At 65.4% G+C, this 3,971-nt stretch carries 5 protein-coding genes and 1 pseudogene; 2 read left to right on the top strand and 4 right to left on the bottom strand.

The genetic code is table 11. The annotated features are described in order from the left end of the window. Positions 1-216 (top strand): annotated as a pseudogene (locus RMO57_RS12860) (zinc-dependent alcohol dehydrogenase); the annotation flags it as partial. Here the strand turns inward: RMO57_RS12860 and RMO57_RS12855 are convergent. The 3 genes from RMO57_RS12855 to RMO57_RS12845 are packed head-to-tail and all read right to left on the bottom strand — an operon-like array spanning position 213 to position 2,629. Then, entirely contained in the window at positions 213-839 is a 627-nt protein-coding gene (locus RMO57_RS12855) for an ATP-binding cassette domain-containing protein (RefSeq protein ID WP_310387190.1), read from the bottom strand. The pseudogene RMO57_RS12860 and the gene RMO57_RS12855 sit on opposite strands and share 4 nt — an antisense overlap. Positions 840-866: 27 nt before the next feature. After that, positions 867-1,976 carry a hypothetical protein gene (locus RMO57_RS12850; RefSeq protein ID WP_310387189.1) on the bottom strand — a complete coding sequence of 370 codons (1,110 nt, stop codon included), beginning with the start codon at positions 1,974-1,976 and terminating at the stop codon, positions 867-869. Beyond that, a complete protein-coding gene (locus RMO57_RS12845; RefSeq protein ID WP_310387187.1) occupies positions 1,955-2,629 on the bottom strand; it encodes a peptidylprolyl isomerase in 675 nt (224 codons plus the stop codon). Before RMO57_RS12845 ends, RMO57_RS12850 begins: the two co-directional genes overlap by 22 nt. A 173-nt stretch (positions 2,630-2,802) precedes the next feature. On the opposite strand from RMO57_RS12845, the gene RMO57_RS12840 reads away from it, so the two are divergent. Continuing rightward, complete coding sequence (locus RMO57_RS12840) at positions 2,803-3,276, top strand: FKBP-type peptidyl-prolyl cis-trans isomerase (RefSeq protein WP_310387184.1); 474 nt, start codon at positions 2,803-2,805, stop codon at positions 3,274-3,276. Positions 3,277-3,293: 17 nt separating this feature from the next. Here the strand turns inward: RMO57_RS12840 and panC are convergent. Then, positions 3,294-3,971 (bottom strand): pantoate--beta-alanine ligase (gene panC / locus RMO57_RS12835; protein WP_310387182.1); only part of this gene is annotated, 678 nt, incomplete at its 5' end.

The raw sequence follows: 3,971 nt of genomic DNA, 5'->3' as shown, positions 1-3,971 counted from the left end.
CCGACGCCGCTGTTCGACGTGGTGGCCAACTGCATCACCATCCGCGGCTCCTTCGTCGGCAGCCGGCGCGATATGGCCGAGGCGCTGGCTTTTGCCGCCGCCGGCAAGGTCAAGGCCGATATCGAGCTGCAGCCCTTGTCGGCCATCAACAGCGTCTTTGAGCGTTTGGCCAAGGGCGAAGTGCCTTCACGGGTGGTGCTGGACTTTATGGGCTAGAGCTGCAAACAAGCGCTGGGCTCAAGGCCCAGCTCCTCATGGCTGACCACCAGCGTCAGCCGATCGCGCCGCTGCGCCGCCTCGCCCAGCAAGCCCCGCAGATAGGCCAGCGACACCGCGTCCAGCGCATTCAGCGGCTCATCCAACAGCAGCAGCGGCGTGTGCAGCGCCAGCGCTGCCGCCAAGGCCGCTTTGTGCTGCGTGCCGGTGGACAGCGTGCGCAGCGGCTGGTTGAGGAAGGGCTGCAGGCAAAAGCCTTGGACATGGGCCTGCCAGCTGGCTGCATCGGCGCCGGGGTAAAGCCCGCTCAAGAAGCCGAAGCGCTCGGCCGGGCTGAGATGCTCGAAGGGCGGCGGCTCGGCACCGACAAAACTGACGTTGCGGCGATAGTCCAAGGGCTGGCTCAGCAGGTCCAAGCCGGCCATTCGAGCGCTGCCGTATTGCGGCTGCAGCATGCCGGCCAGCAGCTTGAGGCGGGTTGACTTGCCGCTGCCATTGGGCCCGCGCAGCCAGACCAGGCCGGGCGCCAAATTCTGACTCCACAGGTCGACCACACGCCGGCTGCTGGTGCCATAGGCATAACTGAGCGCTTCGATGCACAAGAATGAGGGGGAGTCGGCCATGGTTTCTTGGTTGATGATGTCGCTAAATCAGGACTGCAGAACTTCGCTGGCCAGCGCCACCCACAGCGCCCAGCCCAGTAACCAGCGGCCGGCGCGCCCCTCCGGGCTGCCGCCTTCTTTGGCCAACAGCGGCAAGCCCGGCGCCAGCAGGCCATAGGCCATGAACAGCGGGGTTGCCAAGGGCGCCAACTGCCAAGGCGCCAAGACCCACAGCAGCAAGGCCAGGGCGCACCAGGCCAACAGAGCGGGCAGTTGCGCCAGCAGCAGCAGGCGAGCCGGCCAGAAGCGCGGTGGCAAAGGCAAGACCTGGCACTCGCGTCGAATCGGCGCATAGCAAAGCGTGGCCTGGGCATGCAGGCGCGCGCTCAAGCCCATGGCCAGCAAGGTGTAAGCGGCCAAGGCCCAGGAGGCCTGGCCCGGCCAGCGCCAGGCGGCCGCTAGCGTCGTCGCCAGCGCTGCGCAGGCGAGTATCAGCAGATGCAGCACCGGCCGCGCCGGGCCGCGCCAGAGTGGCAACAAGAGCAGCGCAAGGTTGGGGCCGGCGTCGCCGCGTGCCGTTGGCGCCGGGCTGCGCGTCAGCGCCGGCTTGGCAGCCCGTATTGGCCGGCGCCTGAGTTGCAGCAGCAAGGCCCCAGCGGCGGCCGACAGCAGCAGCGACTGCAAAAAGTAGCCGATCGCCGCCGGCCACAGGCCGCGCATCCAGGCCGGGTCGGCATGGCGCCAAGCGGCAATCGAGATCAGATTGAGCAGGGCCAAAGGCAGCAGGGCCAAGGCGAGCACGGCCAGGTCGGCGCGCAACAGGTCGCGGCGGCGCAGCGGCAGCGCACGCTCAGGCGCCAGCCAATGCACGGGCAGCAACTGCTCGCGCAGGCCCCAGCACAGCAAGGCACCCGGCAGCGCATGCAGCAACACCACGCCCTGGCCCAGCAGCCAGCTCTGTTGCGCACTGCCCCAGAACAGCGGCAGCGCGGGCCAGCCGATCAGCGTGCTGAAAAACTGCCCCAAGACGGCGGCTAGCACCACGATGAAAGCGGCCCAACGGCGCAACAAGGCCTGCAGGGCCACCGCACTCCAGCGCAGCCGCATGCGCGGCAGGCTGATGCCGGGCGGGGCGGCTATTTCAGACGCTGCACCCAATAGATCAAGACCTCTTGCTGCGGCCGCAGGTCGGCGTCGCTGTAAACATAAACCGGCACTGCATTGATCGCCTCCACGGTGGCCATGCCCGAGATCACCCGGCCGAACACCGCATAACCCGGTTTTGCGGCGGACTGGTAGTCCAAGTCTTTATTGTCCTTCACGTTGATGAAGAACTGATTGGTGGCGCTGTTGGGATCGCTGCGGCGGGCCATCGCGATGGTGCCGGGCAGGTTGTACTCGCGTGCTTCCAGCGGGATCGGCGCATAGGCGGGCGGGCGCTCGAACATGCCGCTGGTGTAGCCGCCACCCTGGATGACGAAGTCGCGGTCGACGCGGTGGAACAAGGTGTTCTTGTACGCGCCGTCGGCCACATAGCGCAGGAAGTTGTTGACCGTGTTGGGGACCGTGTCCGAATACAGCTCGAAGACGATCTCGCCGCTGCTGGTCAACATGCAGACGGTCGGCAAGCTGCTGAGCGCCGATTTCGACAAACCCTCGTTGCTGCAGCTCAGCGTGTTGGGGAGGGGATTGGGGTTGGGCCGGGGCGACGGCAGCGGCGCTTGATGGCCTTCATCGCCACCACCGCCGCCGCAGCCCGTTAAGACAATCACCACAGCGGCCGTGGCCGCGCGTAAAACAAAAGAGCGCATTGAGAAGTCTCCTGAAACCATAGCAAGCTCAACGCGACGGCCGATCATCACGATGACAGCGAGGGCGGCGCTTGAGCTTTCGCTTACGCCTTGTTACGCCGCGCCGGCCGAACGACTTGCACTAGACTGCGCGCACCGACTACCAACCGCTCCGTCACCTTTTCAAGACCAGCATGTTTATCAAAAATTTTTTCTCCATCTCCGCAGTCGTTCTGGCCCTCTCCGCCGGCCTTGGCCTGAGCGCCTGCGGTGGCGGCGGTGACTCCGGCACCAGCAATTTCACCGACACCTCGGGCTCGGCCGCCGTCACTGAACTAAAGATTGTTGACACCCTCGTCGGTACCGGCGCTGTTGCAGCAACCGGCACGTCAGCGACCGTGCAATACACCGGCTGGCTGTATGACGTCAAAGCCACCGGCACACGCGGCGCCCAATTCGACAGTTCGGTCGGCAAAATGCCGCTCAACTTCAAGGTTGGCAGTGCCGATGTGATCAAGGGCTTTGACCAGGGTGTCAAGGACATGAAAGTGGGCGGCAAGCGTACTTTGACCATCCCCAGCAGCTTGGCCTACGGCACGACCGGCGCAGGCACCATTCCCGCTAACGCCGCGCTGGTGTTTGACGTTGAGTTGCTGAGCGTCAAGTAAACCCGGAAAGCCAGAGCTCAAGCTTCGAGGTTATCAATCAACCTCGTCGCTCCCAGCTTCGCCGCCGCCAGCGCCACCAGCGGCTGGCCTTCGACAGGAGCGCCCAGATCACTCTGGCGGCGCAAGGCCACATAGTCGGGCTGCCAGCCATGAGCGCGCAAATGCTGGATTGCCTCGGCCTCTAGCTTCGCCACATCGCGCTCGCCGGCCTGCCAGCGCCCGATCAGCGCCCGCAGCGTCTGGCTCAGGCGCAGCGCCTCGGTGCGCTCGGCTTCGCTCAAATACGCATTGCGTGATGACAGCGCCAGGCCCTCGGCGCTGCGCTGGGTTTCGCCGGCCATGATCTCGATAGGCAGGGCCAGCTGCGCCGCCATGCGGCGCAAGACCAGCAGCTGCTGATAGTCCTTCTTGCCGAACAAGGCCATCGAAGGTTGGACGATATTGAACAGCTTGGCCACCACCGTGCACACGCCGATGAAGAAACCGGGGCGGAAATGGCCCTCCAGAATGTCCGACAGCGCGGACGGCGGATGGATTTTGTAGCCCTGCGTTTCCGGGTACAGCTCGCCCTCGGCCGGGGCAAAGACGATGTCGCAACCGGCGCCGGCCAACAGCGCCGCGTCGCGCTCCAGCGTGCGGGGGTAACGGTCAAAGTCCTCGTGCGGCGCGAATTGCAGGCGGTTGACGAAGATGCT

The sequence above is a fragment of the Roseateles sp. genome, from assembly GCF_031397715.1.
Taxonomy (GTDB): Bacteria; Pseudomonadota; Gammaproteobacteria; order Burkholderiales; family Burkholderiaceae_C; genus Paucibacter_A.
This window is presented reverse-complemented; position numbering and strand designations above follow the sequence as displayed.

What these genes read in the sequence shown, in the direction of transcription:
- RMO57_RS12840 (WP_310387184.1), top strand. Translation starts at nt 2,803, where the DNA reads ATGTTTATCAAAAATTTTTTCTCCATCTCCGCAGTCGTTCTGGCCCTC.
- RMO57_RS12845 (WP_310387187.1), bottom strand. Translation starts at nt 2,629, where the DNA reads ATGCGCTCTTTTGTTTTACGCGCGGCCACGGCCGCTGTGGTGATTGTC.
- RMO57_RS12855 (WP_310387190.1), bottom strand. Translation starts at nt 839, where the DNA reads ATGGCCGACTCCCCCTCATTCTTGTGCATCGAAGCGCTCAGTTATGCC.